Annotated in this window: 20 protein-coding genes, 1 other RNA gene and 1 pseudogene; 3 read left to right on the top strand and 19 right to left on the bottom strand. The window is 39.9% G+C overall.

Features of this window, described 5'->3' with window-relative positions; translation table 11 throughout:
• Window positions 1-2: 2 nt before the first annotated feature.
• The 4 genes from V471_RS04060 to V471_RS04045 all read right to left on the bottom strand — a co-directional run bounded on the left by V471_RS04060 (window position 3) and on the right by V471_RS04045 (window position 2656).
• A complete protein-coding gene (locus V471_RS04060) occupies window positions 3-1169 on the bottom strand; it encodes a THUMP domain-containing class I SAM-dependent RNA methyltransferase (RefSeq protein WP_014633857.1) in 1167 nt (388 codons plus the stop codon).
• A gap of 149 nt (window positions 1170-1318) precedes the next feature.
• Window positions 1319-1685: RNase P RNA component class B (gene rnpB / locus V471_RS04055), an RNA gene on the bottom strand.
• Window positions 1686-1699: 14 nt separating this feature from the next.
• Window positions 1700-2032, bottom strand: a complete 333-nt coding sequence (gpsB, locus tag V471_RS04050; RefSeq protein ID WP_045769238.1) for a cell division regulator GpsB — start codon at window positions 2030-2032, stop codon at window positions 1700-1702.
• A 108-nt stretch (window positions 2033-2140) separates the two neighbouring features.
• Window positions 2141-2656, bottom strand: coding sequence for an SLOG family protein (locus V471_RS04045; RefSeq protein ID WP_049529112.1), 516 nt, complete (start codon window positions 2654-2656; stop codon window positions 2141-2143).
• A gap of 76 nt (window positions 2657-2732) precedes the next feature.
• Here V471_RS04045 and recU point away from each other — a divergent pair, with 76 nt between their 5' ends.
• Both recU and pbp1a read left to right on the top strand, forming a co-directional pair.
• Complete coding sequence (gene recU, locus V471_RS04040) at window positions 2733-3329, top strand: Holliday junction resolvase RecU (protein ID WP_045769236.1); 597 nt, start codon at window positions 2733-2735, stop codon at window positions 3327-3329.
• On the top strand, window positions 3329-5620 hold the full coding sequence (gene pbp1a / locus V471_RS04035; protein ID WP_084871128.1) for a penicillin-binding protein PBP1A: 2292 nt from the start codon (window positions 3329-3331) through the stop codon (window positions 5618-5620). The genes recU and pbp1a overlap by 1 nt, the downstream gene beginning before the upstream one ends.
• A gap of 104 nt (window positions 5621-5724) precedes the next feature.
• On the opposite strand, the gene pepC is transcribed toward pbp1a, so the two are convergent.
• The 11 genes from pepC to V471_RS03980 all read right to left on the bottom strand — a co-directional run bounded on the left by pepC (window position 5725) and on the right by V471_RS03980 (window position 15679).
• Window positions 5725-7062: an aminopeptidase C gene (gene pepC, locus V471_RS04030; RefSeq protein WP_049527400.1), complete on the bottom strand. Its 1338-nt coding sequence runs from the start codon at window positions 7060-7062 to the stop codon at window positions 5725-5727.
• 101 nt (window positions 7063-7163) lie between these two features.
• Complete coding sequence (locus tag V471_RS04025) at window positions 7164-7607, bottom strand: DUF805 domain-containing protein (RefSeq protein WP_049527398.1); 444 nt, start codon at window positions 7605-7607, stop codon at window positions 7164-7166.
• A 15-nt stretch (window positions 7608-7622) separates the two neighbouring features.
• Complete coding sequence (gene nadE, locus V471_RS04020; protein WP_049553990.1) at window positions 7623-8444, bottom strand: ammonia-dependent NAD(+) synthetase; 822 nt, start codon at window positions 8442-8444, stop codon at window positions 7623-7625.
• Window positions 8445-8455: 11 nt separating this feature from the next.
• Entirely contained in the window at window positions 8456-9910 is a 1455-nt protein-coding gene (locus tag V471_RS04015) for a nicotinate phosphoribosyltransferase (protein WP_084871127.1), read from the bottom strand.
• Window positions 9911-10094: 184 nt separating this feature from the next.
• Entirely contained in the window at window positions 10095-11396 is a 1302-nt protein-coding gene (locus tag V471_RS04010; RefSeq protein ID WP_084871126.1) for an ABC transporter permease, read from the bottom strand.
• A complete protein-coding gene (locus V471_RS04005; protein ID WP_014633632.1) occupies window positions 11365-12048 on the bottom strand; it encodes an ABC transporter ATP-binding protein in 684 nt (227 codons plus the stop codon). Before V471_RS04005 ends, V471_RS04010 begins: the two co-directional genes overlap by 32 nt.
• Window positions 12049-12259: 211 nt before the next feature.
• Window positions 12260-12970 (bottom strand): MerR family transcriptional regulator, encoded by a 711-nt coding sequence (locus V471_RS04000; RefSeq protein ID WP_084871125.1) that lies wholly within the window; start codon window positions 12968-12970, stop codon window positions 12260-12262.
• Window positions 12971-13061: 91 nt separating this feature from the next.
• Complete coding sequence (locus V471_RS03995) at window positions 13062-13487, bottom strand: DUF3021 family protein (protein WP_045001956.1); 426 nt, start codon at window positions 13485-13487, stop codon at window positions 13062-13064.
• Between the two features lie 9 nt (window positions 13488-13496).
• On the bottom strand, window positions 13497-13952 hold the full coding sequence (locus tag V471_RS03990; protein ID WP_002886486.1) for a LytTR family DNA-binding domain-containing protein: 456 nt from the start codon (window positions 13950-13952) through the stop codon (window positions 13497-13499).
• Between the two features lie 18 nt (window positions 13953-13970).
• Window positions 13971-14813, bottom strand: coding sequence for an ABC transporter permease (locus tag V471_RS03985; protein WP_045001958.1), 843 nt, complete (start codon window positions 14811-14813; stop codon window positions 13971-13973).
• Window positions 14813-15679, bottom strand: a complete 867-nt coding sequence (locus V471_RS03980; protein ID WP_014633635.1) for an ABC transporter ATP-binding protein — start codon at window positions 15677-15679, stop codon at window positions 14813-14815. The genes V471_RS03985 and V471_RS03980 overlap by 1 nt, the downstream gene beginning before the upstream one ends.
• Window positions 15680-15780: 101 nt before the next feature.
• Here V471_RS03980 and V471_RS11370 point away from each other — a divergent pair.
• A pseudogene (locus tag V471_RS11370) lies at window positions 15781-15933 on the top strand (YciI family protein); the annotation flags it as partial.
• A gap of 94 nt (window positions 15934-16027) precedes the next feature.
• On the opposite strand, the gene V471_RS03970 reads toward V471_RS11370, so the two are convergent.
• The 4 genes from V471_RS03970 to leuS form a co-directional block, all read right to left on the bottom strand.
• Entirely contained in the window at window positions 16028-16441 is a 414-nt protein-coding gene (locus V471_RS03970) for a YjdF family protein (RefSeq protein ID WP_002886480.1), read from the bottom strand.
• A gap of 141 nt (window positions 16442-16582) precedes the next feature.
• A complete protein-coding gene (locus V471_RS11060) occupies window positions 16583-17815 on the bottom strand; it encodes an acyl-CoA thioesterase/BAAT N-terminal domain-containing protein (RefSeq protein ID WP_198166465.1) in 1233 nt (410 codons plus the stop codon).
• A gap of 57 nt (window positions 17816-17872) precedes the next feature.
• Window positions 17873-18328, bottom strand: coding sequence for a MarR family winged helix-turn-helix transcriptional regulator (locus V471_RS03955; RefSeq protein ID WP_014633637.1), 456 nt, complete (start codon window positions 18326-18328; stop codon window positions 17873-17875).
• A gap of 98 nt (window positions 18329-18426) precedes the next feature.
• Window positions 18427-20928, bottom strand: a complete 2502-nt coding sequence (leuS, locus tag V471_RS03950) for a leucine--tRNA ligase (RefSeq protein WP_084871124.1) — start codon at window positions 20926-20928, stop codon at window positions 18427-18429.
• Window positions 20929-20974: the final 46 nt, after the last annotated feature.

Below are 20974 nucleotides of genomic sequence, written 5' to 3'. Positions count from 1 at the left end.
GTTTAATTTACCTTTCTAGCCTCAGAACGGCGAACACGTTCACCAAAATATTGATACAAATCAACACGGAGTGTACCGTTATAAAGCTTACGTTTTTTATCGGCTTTCATACCGTATTTGCTTTCAAATTGTTCATCGCTGGTCAAGATAAACTTGCTCCAAGTTTTAAGTGGCGCAAAAGTTTGACCCATTTCATTATACAAGATATCCACAGCCTTGTCATCCAACAAACGCTCACCATAAGGAGGGTTTGAAATTATGACACCATTGATTTTATCTGTTTTCAGGTCCTGTAAACGCATTTGTTTCAATTTAATAACATCTTCAAGACCTGCCTCACGGGCATTAGCTTTTGCAATCTCAACCATACGGCCATCAATATCACAACCCATAATGTCTAATTCAACATCATAGTTTGCCTTGCTATCTGCTTCATCACGTACCGACTGTACTAAATCTTTATCCACCCAATTCCATGCTTCAAAGGCAAAATCACGATTAAATCCTGGCGCAATGTTCATACCAATCATTGCAGCCTCAATACAGAAGGTCCCTGAACCACAAGTCGGGTCAATCAACGGTTTATCCGGATACCAGTTACTAAGTTCAAGGATAGCAGCCGCCATATTTTCCTTAATAGGTGCCCCACCTTTATCAGTACGATAGCCACGCTTAAAGAGACTAGCACCTGTGGTATCAATTAAAACCGTAGCCTTATCCTTTAAGATAGAAACTTCAATCTTAAATTCTGCTCCTGTTTCTTGAAGAGGCACTCCTTCTGGACGGTGGAAATACTTCTGCAATTTCTTAACGACTGCTTTTTTTGAAATCGCCTGAACAGATGGCTCATTATGAAGCTTTGATTTAACACATTTAGCTTTAGAAATTGGGAACTTTGCACCTAGCGGAAGATAATTTTCCCAGTCTAAGGCAAAAACTCCCTGAAAGAGTTCCTCAAAGGTACGTGCTGGAAATTCACCAACTACAATCTTGATACGGTCTGCTGCTCTCAACCAAAGGTTGGTCTCAGCAATTGCACGAACACCGCCTTGGAAACGCACCTTACCATTTTCAACCTGAGTGTCATAACCTAACTCACGCAATTCACGTCCAACCACAGCCTCAAGACCTGCTGCAGCAGTTGCTACTAATGTAAATGTTTCTTTCATTGTCATCCTTTTATCTCATTGTTACGAGTACAAACTTTCTTAACTGATGGCTTATTTTCCCACTCTTTTCTTTAGATATAGTTGTAAAAGAAAGAATTCTTGCTAAAAGAAGGCTGAGACATGTGTCCCAGCCTCACCTATATGCAATTTTCTATAAGCCATGTTTTGTTCCAGAAGTGACTAGGTACCACTTCCTTCGATAATCATCTGTCTACTGCAAAGCAGTCAGGATGGTCCGTTCGTTTCCAGCCATCCCATGCCCCTACCAAAGTTTGGGTTGCTAGCTTGAGGGGTTTACCGCGTTCCACTTTTTAGGTTTCCCTAAAAACTCCGTCACTGTGGCACTTTCAGAGCTACTAAAACCTATCCGAAGACTTAGCCAGTTCACTCGCCGTAACTTGAAAACAAGTCCCTAGGCTTATTAATTCACCTAGCACAAACACTACTGGCATCACAGCCAGTGCTAGCATGGACTTTCCTCATGGAAGACTAGCAACCATGCGATTATCCAAAAATTGCACAAACCAGTTTTATTCGACGATTTGTTTTCCAAAGACCTCTTTTTCCAAACGACTGATACGTTTTAAGATATCATAGTTTGAAGCCGAAGCAACATTGGCATTCGCACGTGATGGTTCACTTGTCGCACTTGCGTATGCTGGGCGACTTGCAGGAGCTGATGAAGCTTTAGCCTTAAGTTTTGCATTTTCTTCTTGCAATTCCTTAACTAGAGCAATATAGACACCGTAATCTTTGATTACATCATCTAAAAACTCATCAACTTCTTTTTTATCGTATCCACGCATGCTTGTTTTAAATTCTTGTTCGTAGATTTTCTTGGGCGTTAAATTAATCTTAGCCATTTTTATTCTCCAATACTTGTCTTATCTAACTTACTAATACTTTACTGTCTAATGTTTTTATGATACAGAAAAAAAAATAAAAATGCAAGTTTAAAACTCAATTATATCCTATTCCGACATGACCTCATTGAGGTCATCAAAAGTCAGTCGAGATACGGGATAATCCCTTGCTTCTATCATCATACCGTAAAAATATTTCAGATTTGTTTCATTTTCAGGTTCATAAAATAAATAAGCCTGATCTGTATTGTCAATGAGAAACTGATTAAATTGTTTAAACTGTGCTGGAGATTGGTAAGCGGGAAAGCTATACTTGACAAAATCAACCTGCTTAAAGGCTGCTAGTTTTGTCTGATTCGCTTCATTCCAATTCTGACCATGCGTTTCAAAAGGGAAAAGTGTCGCCAACTTCAAAGGATAGTCTTTCTGAAGTTCTTTGGCCACCTCTAGTGCCCAAAATTCAAAACCGAGGTTGCCGGTAAAAATCATCCAATCCACACCATCATCCAAGAAACGCTTAAAATCACGTTTAATTGCTTTCTTGATAATGGTTACTTTAGGGTCCTTGTCTTTAAAAATACCGAGTTCAAAGCTCTTATAACCAGTTACCAGTAGTGATGTCATTTATTGTTTTCCTCGTTCATTTTATGGTATAATAAAATAGTCTTTATGCATATCTTATAAAGAAGAAGGGAAAGAAATGGTAAACTATCCCCATCAGATATCTCGTAAGAAAGCACAAGTACGTCCTAAAAAATCAAATAGAGTTGACTTTGCCAATCGGGGGATGAGCTTTGAATCTGCTATTAACGCGACTAATGATTACTATTTGTCGCGTGGTTTAGCCGTTATTCATAAAAAACCCACTCCTGTTCAAATTGTCAAAGTCGATTATCCCAAACGCTCACGAGCAAAGATTGTGGAAGCTTACTTTAGACAAGCCTCTACTACCGACTACTCTGGTGTTTACAAGGGATATTACATTGATTTTGAAGCCAAAGAGACACGACAAAAGACAGCCATGCCTATGAAAAACTTTCATGCGCATCAAATTGAGCACATGTCTCAGGTCATCAGTCAAGATGGGATCTGCTTCGTGCTACTTCACTTCTCGACGCTTAAGGAAACCTACCTTCTGCCTGCCAAAGACTTAATCGCTTTTTATCAAATTGATAAGGGGACGAAATCAATGCCTCTTGATTATATCAAAAAAAGAGGCTATGCAATTGCAGAAGCAGCTTATCCTCAAGTTCCTTATTTAGAAATCATTGAAAAATTATTAGGTGGTAACACATAATGGCTAAATTTAATTTCAACAACTTTAAAGAATCGCTGAGCGGTTTGACTAAACGTGCTAAAAACATCAAAGCCAAACGTTCAGATTCTTCTCGCTATAGCAAGGGAAAACGCTCAGCTACTTCAGACCAAAGCTTGGGCTGGCGTATTGCAAAATACGGATTTATTGGATTACTGACTTTCTTTGTAGTGTGTGTCATCTCTGGTGGTAGCCTCTTTGCCTACTATATTAGCAGTGTTCCTAAACTTACCGAGAACAAACTACAATCAACAAGCTCAAGTAAGATTTACGACGCCAATGGTAGCCTTATTGCTGACTTGGGAGCTGAGAAACGTGAGAGTGCATCCACAGATGAAATTCCAACAACTCTAGTTAATGCCATCACCTCTATTGAGGATAAACGTTTCTTCACACACCGTGGAATTGACGTCTACCGTATCATGGGAGTGGCTGTTAATAACCTTCGTCGTAGTAGTACCCAGGGGGGGTCTACACTCGACCAACAGTTGATTAAATTGGCCTACTTCTCAACAAACACTTCGGACCAAACCCTTAAACGTAAGTCACAAGAAATCTGGTTGTCTCTCCAAATGGAGCGTCAATTCACTAAACAAGAGATTTTGACCTTCTACGTTAACAAGGTTTATATGGGTAATGGTTACTATGGTATGAAGACTGCAGCTAAATCTTACTTCGGTAAAGACTTGAGCGACCTCTCTGTTGCCCAAGCAGCTCTTCTTGCCGGTATTCCACAAGCACCAACACAATATGACCCTTATGCTAATCCGGATGCTGCTAAAAAGCGTCGTAACACTGTTCTTAGTGAAATGTATGAAGACAAAAACATTTCTAAAGAAGAGTACGAACAAGCTAAAGAAACTGACATATCAGATGGTCTTCTTCCACTCACAAAGAAAGCTAGCTACGAGCCATATCTAGATAACTACATCAAACAAGTTATCGAACAGGTATCTACTGATGCCAATGCTGATATTTACTCAGCAGGTCTCGACGTCTACACTAACCTTAATCCTGATATTCAAAAATACATTTGGAATGTCTATAATACTGATGACTATATCTACTATCCAAATGATAGCTTCCAGGTTGCCTCTACTATTATTGATGTTACTAATGGTCGTGTTGTTGCTCAGCTAGGATCACGCCATCAGGATGAGAACGTTGCCCTTGGTACCAACCAAGCAGTCCAAACTGACCGTGACTGGGGTTCAACAATGAAACCTATCACTGACTACGCTCCCGCTATTGAAAAAGGTGTTTATACAAACACTGGTACGACTGTTTACGATAATCCTTATAATTTCCCTGGCTCTTCAACCCCAGTTTACGACTGGGACCGTAAATATTACGGAAGTATATCATTGACCTATGCTATTCAACAATCACGTAACGTAACAGCTGTTAAAGCTCTTCAGGCTGTTGGTTTGGAATATGCACAGTCCTTCTTGAAAGATTTGGGTATTGAGTATCCAGAAATGTATTACTCAAATGCCATCTCATCTTCAACAACATCGTCAGATCCTAAGTACGGTGCATCAAGCGAGAAAATGGCTGCGGCCTATGCAGCCTTTGCAAATGGCGGTACTTACTATAAACCATCTTACATTAAATCAATCAAATTTGAAGACGGTTCAACAAAATCATTTGATTCTAAAGGTGTCGAGGCCATGTCGCCACAAACAGCTTACATGATGTCAAGCATGTTGAAACAAGTAATGACAGGTGGTACAGCGACTGAAGCTTATGTCCCTGGTACATTCAATGCTGGTAAGACTGGTACATCTAACTATGGTGACGATGAATACTACAAGGTACAAAAAGAAAGTGGCGTCTATGCTTATCTTATGGTTCCAGATGAAACTTTCGTTGGTTACAATACTAAGTATTCAATGGCGATTTGGACAGGTTACAAAAACCGTAAAACACCACTTCATGATTCAGACCTTGACATTGCTAAACAAATCTACGGTGTAACAAGTGGCTACCTTAACCAGATGTATGGTGCGGGTTCTGAAGATTTCGATATGCCTAGCGGTGTTTATAATAATGGTAGCTATGTCTTCCTTACTGGTTCTTCAACATCAAATGTTTACACAGGATCACTTGGAACATCTAGCTCATCATCAAGTTTAGACTCAAGCCAAAGCAGTGACTCATCAAGTTCACAAGATAGTCAACAGTACGGCCCTGATGCTTCAACAAATCCATCGACATCGGCCTCTAACGGTTCTGAACATTCAAATTCAAACACTGCTACAGCAGAAGAATAAGAAATAAAAGGGTTATCCGAATGGATAACTCTTTTTTTACCGATAAAATTTAAAGAAGCTATATAAAACCACTAGCATCATTTCCAGTGGTTTTATATATTGTCTTATTTTGAAGCAAGGGCTCCCATTGGGTCCCAAGGAGCAAGTACTTGTGGCTCTGCTTCATAGGCTGCTAATTCTTCAGCTGTAAGGAAGTCTTTGCGAACAACGATTTGATAAGTGTATTCATCCATCCAGGCATCGGAAGCGACAAAGTAACCTTTTTGTCCGACCTTGTCTCCCCAAGAGTTTTCAACCTTCCATTTAATAGGTTTACCATCAGCATCCAAATCAACCCCAGTCAATACCATGGCATGAGTCATGAGAGATTCATTGTAGTCTAAACGTCCTGCCTTGTCTTGAGTCAAGTTAATATCCATGCTAGCTGTAAAGTCATAAACATTAGTTGCAAGAATACCTTTTTGACGGTCTGAAACTTGACCAACATCTGAACCAAACCAAACAGTCTCTCCAGCCTTCATCTGTGCAATGGCAAGCTCTTTGAAACGATCCATTGGGAGGTTAATATAACGAACACTTGGTGCACCCACAACATTACCCAACATCTCAACAGTATAAGATTTCCCGAAAGGTTTATCAGCTGTTGGAGCGTTGATGACTGACACATAGTCGCTGAGTTTTAGACCCACATATTTTTCAAAGAAAGCTTGTGGTGTGATATTTTTCTCAGATTGATAGTTGTCATCTTTATCTCGGTAGGCAAAATCAAACTGACGTGGTGGTAAACCAAGAGTCATGGCAAGATAATTGAAAATTTCTTGAAGAAGTTCTTCCTTCTTGGCCTGAACAGCAGCTTGATCAGCACCTCCAGCAATCAAATCACGCAAGATTTGAGCATCTTGACGAAGAAGCTTATTGAGGTATTGATTAAGCTCACGACTATTACTTGAAGCTACAGATTCTGGATAAACTGATTTTGGCACAACACCATATTTTTCAAAAAGTGATACGACCATATCCCATTGTCCACCATCTTGTTGAGGGGTATCCAAAAGGAATTTAACCTTACGACTGCCAATCTCTTGATCTGCTGTAGCAATGATTTGTTCCAAGAACCAGTTTGATTTTTCATACTTGTCCCAGAAGAAGGTGTGGGCTTGAGAAAGCTCGAAACTTTCCAATTTGAAGTCTGAGATTAATTTATGGCGGAAAGTATTTAGTGCCGCAAACATCCAGCAACGTCCTGAAGCTTTCTGATTAGACACCTCATCTTTAGTCAAATCGATTGAGAAAACATGGTCATTTTCAACTTCTGATTGACGTGTTTCGATAGATTTGAGCAAGCCATTGTGAGTTACAGCATTTTCGATAGCACTGTATTTGGCATTGGCCTCATAGTCTGCAAATAGTTTATCTGTGAAATCTGTTGATAGTGAAGTCATAAGATTCCTCCTTTTAAGCCTTATTCCTCTCTATTTTATCACTAATTTCTGAAAATTCAATTTAAAAATAACCCTAGGTTTAACCTAGGGTTATGACAATCTTATTCCACTTTATCAAACTGCGTTTCAGGTGCTGGTTTCGTTGGTTGACAAGACATGATAAGGAGGACAATGCTTCCAATCAATGAGAAGATAGCCAAGATTCGTATAAGACCTATATAACTTAGAAGTACCCAAGCCGGATGAAATCCTGCATCTCTCAAACGACGGATTTGTAGAGACAATTGAGGGATAAGTTCAATTAAGCTAAAAAGCATTAGTGGCCAAGCATAGGTAATAATTATTTTTTGCAGTTCAGTCGAATTATTCAACAGAGCTGGGTCACTAAGATCAACATTACTGAAGAAAGGAATAAGAACACAAAAAACAGTAAGAATAGTAATAATAATGACATTAACCAAGTAAGCCCACCAGTAGTCTGGACGAGTCGAACGGCCTCTAAAGTCAAAGGCACGCTTCCAAAAATCAATATAAGCTTTAATCATAACTCATTTCTCCTCTTATTTCCAAAAATCATCAAAAATGGTGATTGGCAAGTGACGTTTGTGTTGACCTTTACGCCACCAAGACTCAATCGTTTCCTGAGCTTTGGCTGAGACTTCCTTGCCTTCAAGGTAGTCATCAATTTCACGATAGGTCACTCCAAGTGCCACTTCATCAGCGATTCCTGGTTTGTCCTCTTCCAAGTCAGCTGTTGGCACTTTTTCATAAAGGGCCTTGTCTGCACCAAGTTCTGCAAGAAGGGCTGCACCTTGACGCTTGTTTAGACGAAAGAGCGGCAAAATATCCGCACCACCGTCACCAAATTTTGTGAAGAAGCCCGTAAGGTTTTCAGCGGCGTGGTCTGTTCCGATAACTGCCCCACTATTTTCACCAGCAACCGCATATTGGGTAATCATACGTTGGCGGGCCTTGATATTTCCCTTATTGAAGTCAGAAACGGTGACACCTGCCTTGGCAAGTTCAGCAACCTGACCATCAACAGCTTCTTTGATATTAACCGCAAGACTCACATCTGGCTTGATAAAAGTAAGAGCACGTTGGGCATCATCTTCATCTGCTTGGACACCATATGGTAAACGAATGGCAATAAACTGATAGTCTTTTCCTGTCTCTGCACGGAGCTCTTCAATCGCAAGTTGTGCCAGACGACCAGCCAATGTAGAATCTTGACCTCCTGAGATTCCCAAAACATATGTTTTAAGGAATGGATGTTTGAGCATGTAGGCCTTCAAAAAATCAACGGATTTTCGAATTTCTTCCTTTGGATCAATGCTAGGTTTAACGCCTAGTTGAGCAATAATAGTTTCTTGCAAAGTCATAATTTCTCCCTTTACTCTGACAAGTCATGGGCTTTCTTACGGACATTATCAATCAAGGTCATCTTGTTATCCCAGACATCTTTAGCCAAGTCAACTGGATAATCTTGAGGGTTAAGCACGCGCTTGTACTCATTCCAAAGTTCGTCCAATTCCTTAGTAGCATAAGCCTTGATTTCATCAAGACTTGGTAAGTCATAGATTAGTTGCCCTTTGTCGTAGATTGGAACCAAGAGTGGCACTGCATCAAAATCACGAACCGTCTTATTGATGTAAGTATATGTTGGGTGGAACATATTAATTTCATCTAAAGCATTAACATCCGTATCTGCGAAAGTGATATAGTCACCTTCTGATTTGCCCTTAGCACGACTCGTAATACGCCAAACTTGCTTCTTACCTGGTGTCGAAACCTTCTCAGCATTATTGGACAACTTGATAGTATCATGCATGACTCCCTTATCATCTTCCATTGAGACAATCTTGTAAACAGCACCCAAGGCTGGTTGGTCATAGGCAGTGATGAGCTTAGTACCTACTCCCCAAACATCAATCTTAGCCTTCTGCATCTTCAAGTTAAGGATAGTATTTTCATCAAGGTCGTTTGAAGCGTAAATCTTAGCATCAGGGAAACCAGCTGCATCCAATTGCTTACGAACCTGCTTCGATAGATAAGCCAAGTCACCTGAATCAAGACGAACACCCAAGAAATTAATCTTATCACCTAGCTCTTTAGCGACACGGATAGCATTAGGAACACCAATCTTACGGGTGTCATAGGTATCTACAAGGAATACACAGTCCTTATGAGTAGATGCATAGGCTTTAAAGGCGTCATAATCGTTGCCATAGGCTTGAACAAGGGCATGGGCATGAGTACCAGAAACTGGGATTCCAAAAATCTTGCCGGCACGTACATTTGACGTTGCATCAGCACCACCAATCACGGCTGCACGTGTTCCCCAGATTGCTGCATCCATCTCTTGTGCACGACGTGTCCCAAATTCCAACAGAGGAGCATCCTCAATGACAGAACGAATACGGGCTGCCTTGGTAGCAATAAGAATCTGGTAATTGAGGATATTTAGCAAGGCAGTCTCTACAAGCTGACACTGGGCCAAGGGACCTTCCACTTGGAAAATCGGTTCATTAGCAAATACCAAATCACCCTCAAGAGCTGAATTGATAGTCAACTCGAGTTTTAGGTTGGCTAGATAGTCCAGAAAATCCTCAGGATAACCTAAATCTTTTAGATAAGTAATATCAGTTTCTGAGAAGGTCAGATTTTCAAGATAGTTGACAATACGCTCCAGACCTGCGAACACAGCAAAGCCATTTTTAAACGGAAGTTGACGGAAATAAACTTCAAAAACGGCCTTTTTATTGTGAATACCTTGGTTAAAGTAAACCTGCATCATATTGATTTGATACAAGTCAGTGTGCAAGGTTAAACTATCATCTTTATACATGGAATTCCTCCAATCGAATAGGTACTTCTTTTTTTGTTATTAATAGCCTGTATATACTGACTATTATAGCATTTTTGAGCAATTGTCTCCACTTTTCAGAAAGTTAATTATTGTTTGGATTTTCCGATTTTTCTAATGCTTGTTTTGACAAAAAAGAGTAGCCTGAGGAGACTACTCTTTATTTCTATTCATATCTTAGGGACTCGACAGGGTCCATTTTACTGATTTTACGGGCTGGAAGGTAGGCTGACAGATAGCCCATCAAGAGTGAGAAACCAAACATGATGAGAATTGATGTCAGATTTAGGTCAAACACCTTGCTGACACTTGGGTAGAGATGTGAAACAATCATGTTAGCCAAGCTTCCAATGCCCTGCGATACAAGGAGGGCAAGAGCTAGTGAGATACCCGTAATCCAGAGGGCCTCATAAACAAAGATAGCTTTCACATCACGATTAAGATAACCGACAGCCTTCATAACACCAATCTCTTTTGAGCGTTGCATGATGTTAATATAGATGATAATTCCAATCATAACAGCTGAAACTAGGATAGCTTGTGATGAAAGGGTAATCAAGAGGGCCTGGATCACACGGATGAATTTAATAATGACATCTAGGATGGCCTGCTGTGAAAGAACCAGATACTTCTTGTTTTTCTGCAATTTTTTAGTGACTTCCTTAGTCTTGGCTGGATCCTTGAGCTCCAAAAGCATGTAAGATACTGTTTTGGTAAAGCCATTTTCTTTGAGCAATTCTTCCAATTGTTTAGCTGGCATATAGCTATTGCCCTCTTCAGCATCCTCGCTGTCATCAACAATACGGACAATCTTAGTCTTGATATCCGCTACTTTAGTTCCCTCAGCAGTATTTTCAACAATCTGAGCTGAAATTTCTTTACCAATAAAGTCTTTAGCCTTGAGCTTCTTCCCTATTTCTTGGTTGTAGCGTTTGACAAAACTCATCGGAAGGGTTAAGCCCTTTTCATCTTCAGATTTAAAAGGTTTCCCAGCTGAAATTTTATCCTTATCATTGCGAGATGTAGAGATTTTTGTGTTCTTGTAAAGACTGATAACCTGAGAATAGTTAGGAAGGTCCTTGCTGAAATCTATGGTCTTGCCATCAAGGGTAAGACTTGCCATGTTCATTCCAAAGGGACTCTCCAAATACTTAATGTCATCACTCTTAATCTGGCTACGAATAAACTTCTCGTCATCCGCATTTAGAACCCCTCTGGCTGCTGATTTAGCACTAAGACTGATCTGAATCTGGGATGGAATATTGCCACCATCGGTACTGTCATTAATCATACCAACAATAGCATTTCCCAAACCAAAGGAAATCAAGACACCGATAAAACCAATGGAAGTTGCCGTCGCAATCAAAAGATTACGCCACTTACGTTCCATAAAGTTGTTCAATGACAATTTGAGTTTATTCTTGAGGGTCAACCCCTTATTTTTCGATTGTTTCAACGACTTCACCATCCTTCATTTTAATGACAACATCCGCATAATCCGCCACTTCAGGGTTATGGGTTACAATAATCACAGTTTTACCTGCCTCAGCTAGCTCTTTAAAAATTTCGAGAACATTTTCCTGAGACTGAGAATCAAGAGAACCTGTCGGTTCATCAGCCACAATCATTTCTGGATTATTGACTAGGGCACGGGCAATGGCCACACGTTGTTTTTGCCCACCAGAAAGCTGCTTAACATTTTTCTTGATAAAGTCTCCGATTCCAAGACGGCTGAGCTCCCTTTCCGCAATATCGACCATCTCTTTATCAGTCATATTTTTAACGTAAAGAGGCATCTTGACATTTTCAAGGACTGATTGATGAGGGATAAGATTGAAATTTTGAAAGACAAAGCCAATATGAGCCTTTCTAAAATAGGTCAAGTCACGCTCTGAAAAATCTCGCATGTTTTGATTTTTGAAATAAAGATTTCCTTGATACTGACTATCCAAGCCACTAATAATACTAAGCAGACTGGTCTTACCACAGCCAGATGGACCGTAGATAGCAGTGATCTTTCCTGGTGCAATCCCAAGCGTAACATCGTTCAAAGCGCGCTCTTGGTTCGTACCGTCGAGATTATAGTACTTTGAGATGTGATCGATGGTTAAAATGGACATGGTTTCCTCCGTAAATTTGATTTAGGTTAGAATTTGATCAATTTCTATCTGATTATCTGCAAGAAAATTTCAAGCAAAATAGCAGAAACACTTAACTAATCGCCTTTTAAAACGATACATTAATTATAAGCATTAAATGATTATAAAAATAGTGACATAAATGTCACTATGGCATGAAAAGAGCCAAAGTCTTATAGACTTTGGCCTTAGTTTATTGACAATAAATACGAATAGCTTCTGCGAGAAAGGCGGCAGTACCCGATCCTCCGACTTTATCGATAAAACTAGAAAAGCGATTATCTGTTTGGTACATCTGACCTAGACCAGCTAATACCGTTTGGTTACATGGATAAAAATGCTGACTAATATAATCTTGTAACGACTTTACTTGCTCCTGAACACTATCATCACCAGGATTATACTCCTTGAGCTGTCCAAAGGTAGACATGATTGCAGTCATCTCTTTGGTAACTTCAGGGAAGGACTCCTCTCCCTTAGCCACAAAAGCTTGATAAGCTTCTGTCTGACCCCATCTAGCCTGAGCTTCTTCCTGAAAGGCTTCCACAGCTTTTTGATCAAATGCTTCAAATGACATTTCTTCTTCCTCCATTTGTAAGGCCTTGGCATGAGCTATGACGGCTTCCAACCGGGACTTTTTCAACTCTAAGAGCTTAATCTGATCCCTAAGCCCTTGAACTTTATCATAACCTGGTTGACCTACGATTTCCTTAATTTTTTTGAGAGGAAAGTCTAACTCACGGTAAAGCAATATTTCTTGCAAACGGACAACCGCATCGCGATTATAGTAACGGTAACCATTTTCAGCCACAACCGACGGTTTCAGCAAATCAATTTCGTCATAATAATGAAGGGTGCGCACACTGACACCTGATAGTTGGCTCACTTCTTTTACAGATTTCACTAGAACTCCTCTCTAATTAAGAGTATAGGCTATGACGTGGCGTGAGGGTCAAGAGGAAAAAGAGTATTTTTTTGAAGTTTTCTATAATTTATTACTTTTGTTTCTTTTTCTGGCTTCGACGATGCAGTAAAGCTTGATTAATACGCTGTGTTCTCATATGCATTTGCCAAATGAGATATAGCCAGATAATACTATAAACGAAAATGAAAACAATCCAGATAGCAGGGTTCGTTAAAGCCTCATACCAGCCTGATATCAGACAAGTCACTGTAAGTACAATCACCGTCAACAAGAAATGCAAGATTATTCTAAGCCTATACGATATGCAGTCAATCTCTTCCAAAATCCACGAGAGCATTCCCATCAAACCACTCATCATAAAGAGGGCTAAAATATTCCCCACACTAACTTTGGGATAGATAAGCTGGGGAAATAATTGACCAAGTAAAAGGAGTGCAAGGTAAAAGAACGATCCCGTTCTCACGCCGGATACAAAATAAGCAATTAAACGTTTCATTGGTTCCTCCTACACCCCTAAATAATCCATCAAGGATTTGACATATTTTCGGCTGACACTGGACTTCACCCCACCTGTCATTTTAGCCATCATATTGCCAGAAAAACTATCTGATAGGGACTCCAAATGGTCTATATTCATAACAGCATGACGTGATATCTGTAAAAAACTTCGACGATTGATGCGATGCTGAAAGTTTGTTAGTGTCTCTCTCATCGTATAGGTATTGTTTACGGTATAAATCGTTAACACATTCTTATCAATCTCAGCTAGGATAATGTCATCAATTTTTACCATAACCAAATGATCATCCGTTTTAATAGGAATCACCACTTGATTTACAACTGAAAATTGTTCGAGATAATCCATTACCTCTCGTGCTTGATCAGACAATCGCTCTGCTTGGATGACCACACAGGGATCCTTTGCCGAAATATCTGATTTTTCTTCAAAACGAAGTTTCATTCCTATTCCAACTCTCACTTATTTTTTCTGACTAGTTTTTTTCACTAAAACAATCCAAAGGATACTTGCTAGAAGAATACCTCCTAACACTATAAGGTAAGTATTTTCCTTTGTCAATAAACCTTGCCACTTGAGCTGAACGCCCATTTTTTCTTGAAACTCTTGAAGAAGGTTATCTTGACCTTTAAAGGTCTCACTTAATGTTTCTTTCATGAGGACTTGTCGATAAAGTGCAGCAATATAAGTTGCTGGAGTACATTTCATTAGTAGTTGTGCAAAATCAGGTAGAACGCCCAAAGGTACATAAGTCCCTACCAAAAAACCAGAAGCTGTACCCACTATGGTCGAAAACTTCCCAAGACTGTCTACAGATTGGAAAAAATAAACAAAAATGGCATTCACTAAGCTAGAAAGCAGGCTACTAAGCAGCATAATGAGGAGCACTTCAGGTAGTATGTATAAATTTGGCACTTCTCTAAAATAGCCACACATCAGCACATACATAAGGACCTGCATGGCAAAAGAAATGATGATTGCACTCGCTAGATACGAAAATGGTAACTGCCATTTCCCATGATTCGATAAATAAAGATCCTGATCTACTTGATGTTCACGGTCCTTTACCAACTGAGTCAGGGCAGCCAGACTCGTCGTAATCCCTGTCACAGCCAGCGTCCCGCTCATCAACCAATTATTTAACAAAGGACCACTATTGGGGAGCTGATTCCAAGCATCTGTTAGATTTTTTTGAAGAAAAATAATATAGAGAATAAAGGAAATCAAGGCTCCCAACAAGGAGAAGAAAACTCCTGAACGATTCCTGAAGTACAATAAAAAATTTCGCTTTAGTAAAGCTAACATTAGCGGACCTCCCTTCCTGTAAGTGCAATAAAGGCATCATCCATGGTCCCTGGACGAAACTCAAAATGGGCTATTCTATCTCTAACTTGTGCCAGGTAATCAATGGCTTCCCTTTCACTCTCAGGTTGAAAAACATACTCCAGTTGACTTTGTTGCTCTACTGACATTCCCGAAGTTTTAAGACTTTCTATCTGCTGTATCTCCTTGAAACGAATTTTCAAGATATTTTTTGCATACCGACTCTTAATATCTAATGCTGATCCCTGAGCAATCACTTTCCCATGGTCCACAATATAAATCTGATCAGCTTCATCTGCTTCGTCAAGATAATGCGTGGTCAGTACAACGGTCATTCCCTCTTCTCTCTGCAATTGATAGAGCAAATCCCAAATAGACTTCCGGGTTTGGATATCCAAACCTGTCGTTGGCTCATCTAAGAACAGAAGATCTGGACTGTGCAGTAGAGCACGCGCAATGTCAACCCGACGCTTTTGGCCACCTGAAAGCGTCCCGTATCTCTGCTTTTGGAAAGCTGATAGGCCTAGCCGACCAATGAGATCAGACACACGATTGGGTTTCAGTCCTTTATACTGTCTGGCACGAATGGCCAGATTTTCCCTAACCGTCAGCATCTCATCTAAAACACTGGTTTGGAAGACCATACCAATTTTAGCACCTGGTTCATAGATGATTTCACCTTTCGTTGGCTGTTTCAAACCAATCAACATGGAAATCGTCGTTGATTTCCCCGCCCCATTTGGTCCTAGAATCGCATTGAAAGTCCCTCTTTTGAATTGTAATTGAATATTATCAACAGCAAGGTGGTTCCCATACCGTTTGCTTATATTTTTAGCTTGTAATATCATGTTCACTCTCCTTTTGATAGAACCAGTCTAGCAAAAAAGCCGTTTAAAAAACGGCTTTTGGGGATAAGTGGTCAAAATGAAGAGCTAAGTGGAGGGATGGAAGAGCTAAAAATAAAGAAGCTGTTCAAGAAATCATTACACACGATCCATTCTATCAAAATGAGATTGCCCAATATGGTGTCATTGAATTTGAGGCAAGTAAGTATTGTCCTGAATTTGAAACTATCATCAGTAAAAGTTTTGACGATAAGTAACTAGATTAGGAAACAGTTGAAATCTATTCTTCAATACTAGTAAAAACAGCTCCTTTCTATTTAGAAAAGAGCTGTTTCTATAAAGAGAAACACATTAATGTCCTTTATGCTTGTCTCTTCGTTTTTGCTGTTTGCGTTCAAATTTCTCTTGTTTGAGCAATTGCTTTTGGACACTAGATTGATGTTTTGAAATCTTTTTCCTTTCCTCGTACTGCAACTGCAATAGTTCTTTCGACTTGGAAGAAACTTTCTGATTTACTTGTTTCTTCACAGCTCGCTGTAATCGTTTAGGATTCTTAATTTTTACATGTTGATTAGCTGTAGTCTCTGGACTAAAAGATAATTGGGTAAACTGAGTCTGTAAAATCTCTAGAATTTCATCATCTTTTGGCTCCTGACCAAATGTCACACGACAAACTTGATAAGATTCTCGATAAACTTGTTCGAACAAACCATGCCAAAATCCATCTTCAAAATAAACTGTCAATCCAATTGAAATTGTTTCCACGACAGCACCTCCTTAAATCTATCCCTAAGAATGGACAACCAAGGAGGAAGGTTACTGATAGGCTTGCCTACGTCTGGACTACCAACCAGAACTGTGTTTTTATCTTAGTTGGGACTATTATAGCATATTTATAATCTTATGTTATTGCTTCTTCAAATGCCTATCAAAAAAATGAATCGTAGCCAACCAAGAATCCTTGCTCTCTTTCATCAGTAAACGCCAATCTTTTCGATAGCGATGATTGGGTTGATAAGCCACTGTCAACATGTGACCTGTTTCATGATATTTTTTAAATGTAATCTGGTGTCCTTTATAATGTGAGACAATATCATCAATTGCTGACGAGGCATCCCATATTTCATCAACAGTACTTCCGAGCAGTAAGATTGGTGAATACATTTGACCAATATCTATCCTAGCAGAGCAATCTTTAGGAAAGGATTTTTTTAAAAGTTTGCTGAACAGATAATCTCTAAGTCGAAACTTTTGATAAGGAAGTTCTTTTTGCAAATACGTCCAAGAAGAAGTATGAGAGTTCCATTTCCCTTTTATCCCTTCATACACCACATCAGAGGGTGAATTTAGTACCAAACATTGAACGTCATTAAAAATGCTCTCCTCAGCTAAAACTAACTCTGCTCCCTTAGAACGTCCATAGAGTCCAATTTTTTCACTATCTACTTGAGGATGCTGACGTAGATAATCCTTTGCTTCCATAAGGCACTCTAAAGGAATACGTTCCAAATGTTTTGGCAACCCCTCTAAACCAAAGTAGGCAACTGCTAGGCAAATATAACCTCTAGAAGATAGAAGCTGAGCTATATTCTGTGCCTTTTCAATCCTTCCTTCACTACCGCTCACAATAATCAATGCTGGTGCTTTTATTGCCTTTTTATCATAAAAGAGTCTCCCTTGAAAATGTCTCTCGTAAATATCTTGATGACTAATTTGCGAACTCATGTAATGTCTTGTGAAAGTTCTCTTTGCGACGACAGTATTACCTTGTATAATTTTGATTTCCACAAAAAAGTGATCTAATAAGGGAATTTTAGAAAGAGAGTTTGGAAGTTTCTTTTTCCTATTGGTCAAGGGTTTGGCATTAAAGAATAACCCCATTGTTGCAATATCTTCATAAGAGCCAGAACAAGATGGAGTTTGTGAAATATCAATAATACCATTCTTATCTGATACAAAAGTCGCTGTTGATTTCCATAAAACATCATGAGCTAAAAGCATGGGAGCATTGATACAATAATAATCGGATAGAAACATTTCGACTCGATAGATTTCTCTTGGTTTTAAGCCATCGATGACAATATTAAAAGATTCGTCTGCTAAATCAGACTCTGAAATCAGTTCAATTTGTATATTCATATCTTCCTCTTTTTTGTTAATGTAATTAACAATATAGTTTTAAAATTACCGTGATTTTTACCACGGTAATTCTTGCCATACCTTTTCAACATCATCCATCAATTTCATAACCATTTGAAGGTCCTCATCACTATAGTTTCTTAAAACTGAAGAAATGGCTTTTTCAATATGTTCTTGCTGCTCTTTATGAATGTTAAAAACGTCAACACCTTTTTTGGATAATATCAGATATTTATTTTTTTCATTATCAGGTGCAAATTCAAAAGAAACAAGGTCTTTCTTGGTTAAACGTCTAACACTCTGAGTAATGGCACTCCTAGATACTTCAAGTAACTCAGATAATTTCACTAAATTCACAGGCTGATTGCGACCTATTAGGTCAATCAAATGGACTTCATTAATAGTGATTGATTTATCAATACTGTTCCTATGCTGAGCCTTTTTCAACTGTTCAAAGGCTAAAACAAAACTGTTAAAACGATTATTAAACTTATGCAGTTCTTTCTTATTCATAGTGTCCCTCTTTTTGTTAATAACATTAACAAAATTACTATTTCTTGTCAAGCTGAACCTAAAAAATCCTCCAGAGCTAAGCTCCGAAGGATTTATTTTTATTTTACAACGATATTAACGAGTTTATTTGGTACCGCAATCACTTTCACGATTTCCTTGCCATCAATCTCTGCTTTAACTTTTTCGTTAGCAAGAGCGACTTCTTGCAATTCTTCGCGTGACAGGTCTTTTGCGACCATGAGTTGGGCACGGACTTTACCTTTGATTTGAACGACAATTTCGATTTCGTCTTCAACCAATTTGCTTTCGTCCCATGTTGGCCAAGCTATATAAGAGATAGACTCACCTGTTTCTGCGACTGTTTGCCAGAGTTCTTCTGCCAAGTGAGGCGCAAATGGTGCAATCAATTGGATAAATCCTTTGGCGTAGCCTACATAGAGTTTGTCTTCCTTGTTAGCTGCATTGACAAAGACCATGAGTTGGGCAATGGCTGTGTTGAATTTCATAGACTCGATTTGCTCTGTAACAGATTTAACGGTTTCGTTGTAAACCTTGTCAAGAGCGCCATTGTTTTCCGCAACGATTTCTTTACTTGTAATCAAACGGTAAACACGGTCAAGGAATTTACGGCTTCCTTCCAATCCTTCTTCAGACCAAGCGATTGAGGCATCAAGGGGTCCCATGAACATTTCATAGACACGAAGGGTATCAGCACCGTATTGTTCCACCACATCGTCTGGGTTAACCACGTTCTTGAGGGATTTAGACATTTTGGCTGGTGCTTGCTCCAACTCTTCCCCTGTTTCCACATGGAAGAAGGAACCGTCACGTTTTTCAACCTTGTCAGTTGCCACAAGAGCTCCACGGTGATCACGGTAGCTTGTTCCCAAGATCATTCCTTGGTTAAAGAGTTTTTGGAATGGCTCTTTAGTCGGTACAACACCAAGGTCATAGAGGAATTTATGCCAGAAACGAGCGTAAAGCAAGTGGAGCACGGCGTGTTCAGCACCACCCACATAAATATCGACTGGCAACCATTGTTTGAGGAGATCCTCATCAGCTAATTTCTCTGTGTTGTGTGGATCGATATAGCGGAGGTAGTACCAGCTTGAACCTGCCCATTGTGGCATAGTATTAGTCTCACGACGACCTTTGACACCATCCTCACGAGTCACTTCAAGCCAGTCTGTCAAGTTAGCCAATGGGCTTTCACCAGTACCTGAAGGGCGAATGTCCTTGGTTACTGGCAAGACAAGTGGGAGTTCACTTTCTGGAACAGCTGTTGAAGTACCATCTTCCCAATGAATAATTGGGATTGGTTCACCCCAGTAACGTTGACGGCTAAAGAGCCAGTCACGAAGACGGTAAGTGATTTTTTCTTGACCAAAGCCTTTTTCTTCCAACCAAGCCACGATTTTAGCAATCGCTTCTTCTTTGTTGAGACCGTTCAAGAAGTCAGAGTTGACGTGAAGGCCATCTTCTGTGTAAGCAGCCTCTTCAACGTTTCCACCTTCCAACACTTCTACGATTGGAAGGTCAAACTGTTTTGCAAATTCCCAGTCACGCTCATCGTGGGCAGGTACGGCCATAACAGCACCTGTTCCGTAGCTGGCAAGAACATAGTCAGCAATCCAGATTGGAATTTCTTTACCATTGACAGGGTTGATGGCATAAGCACCAGTCCAAACCCCTGTTTTCTCCTTGGCAAGGTCTGTACGAGCCAAGTCTGATTTAAGGCTGGCTTGATGTTTGTAGTCAGCTACAGCCTCAGCTTGTTCAGGTGTTGTGATGGCATCTACCAAGTCATGCTCAGGCGCCAAAACAGTGAAGGTCGCACCAAAAAGAGTATCTGGACGTGTCGTAAAGACTGTGAATTCCTTGTCTGTCCCTTTTACTTTGAAAGTGACATTGGCACCAGTTGATTTACCAATCCAGTTGCGTTGCATGTCCTTGATAGACTCTGGCCAATCAAGATCATCCAAGTCATTGAGCAAACGCTCAGCATAGGCAGTGATTTTAAGCATCCATTGACGCATTGGTTTGCGGACAACTGGATAGCCTCCACGCTCAGAGGTTCCATCTGGAAGAACTTCTTCGTTGGCGATAGCTGTTCCCAATTCTTCAACCCAGTTTACTGGTACTTCAGCTTCATAAGCCAAACCTTTTTCGTAAAGCTTGGTGAAGATCCATTGCGTCCACTTGTAGTAGTTCGGATCTGTCGTATTGACTTCACGGTCCCAGTCGTAAGAGAAGCCAAGCGCATTGATTTGGCGTTTGAAGTTGGCAATGTTTTCTGCTGTGAATTCCGCTGGGTCATTCCCTGTATCCATAGCGTATTGCTCTGCAGGCAAACCAAAGGCATCCCATCCCATTGGGTGAAGGACATTGTAACCTTGCGCACGTTTGAAACGGCTGAGGATATCAGTCGCTGTGTAGCCTTCTGGGTGTCCTACGTGAAGACCCGCTCCAGATGGGTAAGGGAACATGTCAAGCGCATAAAACTTAGGTTTTGAGGCATCTGTTCCTGTCTTAAAAGTATGATTGTCAGCCCAGTATTTTTGCCACTTAGGCTCGATTTCTTTATGATTGTAAAAACTCATGGTTTCTCTCCAATATTCGTAATGCTTCTATTATAGCATTTTTGAA

The organism is Streptococcus salivarius (genome assembly GCF_002094975.1).
GTDB lineage: Bacteria > Bacillota > Bacilli > Lactobacillales > Streptococcaceae > Streptococcus > Streptococcus salivarius_D.
The sequence above is the reverse complement of the archived record's forward strand: the minus strand, read 5'-3'. Positions and strand labels throughout refer to the sequence as shown.